1 pseudogene is annotated in these 2,517 nt (G+C 44.1%); it reads left to right on the top strand.

From position 1 onward, the window contains the following. A pseudogene (locus H3R25_RS08800) lies at positions 1–2,204 on the top strand (DUF1542 domain-containing protein); the annotation flags it as partial. Between the last annotated feature and the right edge of the window lie 313 nt (positions 2,205–2,517).

Raw genomic sequence — 2,517 nt, 5'->3', positions numbered from 1 at the left:
TAGACACTCAGAAACAAGATGCTAAAGATGCTATTGATGCTGAAGTAGCCAAAGTCCAAGGTGAAATCGATGCTGATAAGACCTTAGATGCTGCAACCAAGGCCAAACAGAAGCAGGATGCAGCAGATGCTGGAGCAGCAGCTAAGGCCAACATTGACAATGCAACTGATGCTCAAGGAGTAAAGGATGCATTAGGCAAGGGCATAAAAGCAGTAGATGATACCCATGTTTCTGCTAGTCTAGACGCACAAAAGAAGGATGCTAAAGACGCTATTGATGCAGAAGTAGCGAAAGTCCAAGGTGAAATCGATGCTGATAAGACCTTAGATGCTGCAACTAAGGCCAAGCAAAAGCAAGCAGCAGCTGATGCTGGAGCAGCAGCTAAGACTAACATTGACAATGCAGCTGATGCTCAAGGAGTAAAGGATGCATTAGGCAAGGGCATAAAAGCAGTAGATGATACCCACGTTACTGGTGCATTATTAGATACCCAAAAGAAGGATGCCAAAGATGCTATTGATGCCGAAGTAGCCAAAGTACAAGGTGAAATCGATGCTGATAAGACCTTAGATGCTGCAACCAAGGCCAAACAAAAGCAAGCAGCAGCGGATGCTGGAGCAGCAGCTAAGACTAACATTGACAATGCAACTGATGCTCAAGGAGTAAAGGATGCATTAGGCAAGGGTATAAAAGCAGTAGATGATACCCACGTTACTGGTGCATTATTAGATACCCAAAAGCAAGATGCTAAAGACGCTATTGATGCCGAAGTAGCCAAAGTACAAGGTGAAATCGATGCTGATAAGACCTTAGATGCTGCAACCAAGGCTAAACAGAAGCAGGATGCAGCAGATGCTGGAGCAGCAGCTAAGACCAACATTGATAATGCAACTGATGCTCAAGGAGTAAAGGATGCATTAGGCAAGGGCATAAAAGCAGTAGACGATGCTCATGTTTCTGCTAGTCTAGACGCACAAAAGAAGGATGCTAAAAACGCTATTGATGCCGAAGTAGTGAAGGTACAAGGTGAAATTGATGCCGATGATACTCTAGATGCTGCAACCAAGGCCAAACAAAAGCAGGATGCAGCAGATGCTGGAGCAGCAGCTAAGACCAACATTGATAATGCAGCTGATGCACAAGGAGTAAAGGATGCATTAGGCAAGGGCATAAAAGCAGTAGATGATACTCATGTTTCTGGTACATTATTAGATACCCAAAAGCAAGATGCTAAAGACGCTATTGATGCCGAAGTAGCGAAGATCCAAGGTGAAATTGATGCTGATAAGACCTTAGATGCTGCAACCAAGGCCAAACAAAAGAAGGATGCAGCTGATGCTGGAGCAGATGCCAAGGCTAACATTGACAATGCAGCTAATGCTCAAGGGGTAAAGGATGCATTAGGCAAGGGCATAAAAGCAGTAGATGATACCCACGTTACTGGTACATTATTAGATACCCAAAAGAAGGATGCCAAAGATGCTATTGATGCCGAAGTAGCCAAAGTCCAAGGTGAAATCGATGCTGATAAGACTTTAGATGCTGCAACTAAGGCCAAGCAAAAGCAAGCAGCAGCTGATGCTGGAGCAGCAGCTAAGACCAACATTGACAATGCAACTGATGCTCAAGGAGTAAAGGATGCATTAGGCAAGGGCATAAAAGCAGTAGATGATACCCACGTTACTGGTGCATTATTAGACACTCAGAAACAAGATGCTAAAGATGCTATTGATGCTGAAGTAGCCAAAGTCCAAGGTGAAATCGATGCTGATAAGACCTTAGATGCTGCAACCAAGGCCAAACAGAAGCAGGATGCAGCAGATGCTGGAGCAGCAGCTAAGGCCAACATTGACAATGCAACTGATGCTCAAGGAGTAAAGGATGCATTAGGCAAGGGCATAAAAGCAGTAGATGATACTCATGTTTCTGCTAGTCTAGACGCACAAAAGAAGGATGCTAAAGACGCTATTGATGCCGAAGTAGCGAAAGTCCAAGGTGAAATCGATGCTGATAAGACCTTAGATGATGCAACCAAGGCTAAACAAAAGCAGGCAGCAGCTGATGCTGGAGCAGCAGCTAAGACTAACATTGATTATGCATCTGATGCTCAAGGAGTAAAGGATGCATTAGGCAAGGGCATAAAAGCAGTAGATGATACCCACGTTACTGGTGCATTATTAGATACCCAAAAGAAGGATGGATAAGATGCTATTGATGCCGAAGTAGCCAAAGTACAAGGTGAAATCGATGCTGATAAGACCTTAGATGCTGCAACCAAGGCCAAACAAAAGCAAGCAGCAGCGGATGCTGGAGCAGCAGCTAAGACTAACATTGACAATGCAACTGATGCTCAAGGAGTAAAGGATGCATTAGGCAAGGGTATAAAAGCAGTAGATGATACCCACGTTACTGGTGCATTATTAGATACCCAAAAGCAAGATGCTAAAGACGCTATTGATGCCGAAGTAGCCAAAGTACAAGGTGAAATCGATGCTGATAAGACCTTAGATGCTGCAA

It is taken from the genome of Lactobacillus sp. M0390 (assembly GCF_016102085.1).
Taxonomy (GTDB): domain Bacteria; phylum Bacillota; class Bacilli; order Lactobacillales; family Lactobacillaceae; genus Lactobacillus; species Lactobacillus apis.
Note: the sequence above shows the minus strand (reverse complement) of the source record. Positions and strands in the feature narration are given on the sequence as shown.